The organism is Clostridium sp. MCC344, assembly GCF_018785365.1.
In the GTDB taxonomy this organism is placed as follows: domain Bacteria; phylum Bacillota; class Clostridia; order Lachnospirales; family Lachnospiraceae; genus Pilosibacter.
Genome location: NZ_WQPQ01000112.1, coordinates 1 through 395 on the forward strand (window position 1 = coordinate 1; position 395 = coordinate 395).

A 395-nucleotide genomic window follows, 5' to 3' on the forward strand; every position below is an offset into this window, starting at 1 on the left:
ATCTTACGATGCTGCCGGATCCGGATCCAGCCTGCCTTTGGGAGCTTCAGCTTCCCATCTTTTAACAGGATATTTCCATTTACACTGTTTGTGGTATAGCTTTTAACAGGATTCTTTTTTGACTTGAATTTTGGAAATCCAAACGATGGATCCCGGAAAAAGTTTTTATAAGCAGTCTGCAGATGCAGCTGGGCATTGCACAGAGCAAGGCTGTCCACTTCTTTTAGCCATGGAAATTCTGCCTTATATTTTGCCGGAGTGACCTTCAGGTTTTTTCCGGTCTTTTCATAGCATTCCTTCTTTTCTGCCAGCATTCGGTTATATACAAACCTGACACATCCAAATGTTTTTGCAAACAGTTCCTGTTGTATTTTATTGGGATAGATCCGAAACCG

At 41.8% G+C, this 395-nt stretch carries 1 protein-coding gene; it reads right to left on the reverse strand.

The features are described 5' to 3' along the window. Positions 1-395: RNA-guided endonuclease TnpB family protein (locus GPK90_RS18035; RefSeq protein WP_215703605.1), on the reverse strand; the 395-nt coding region annotated here is incomplete at both ends.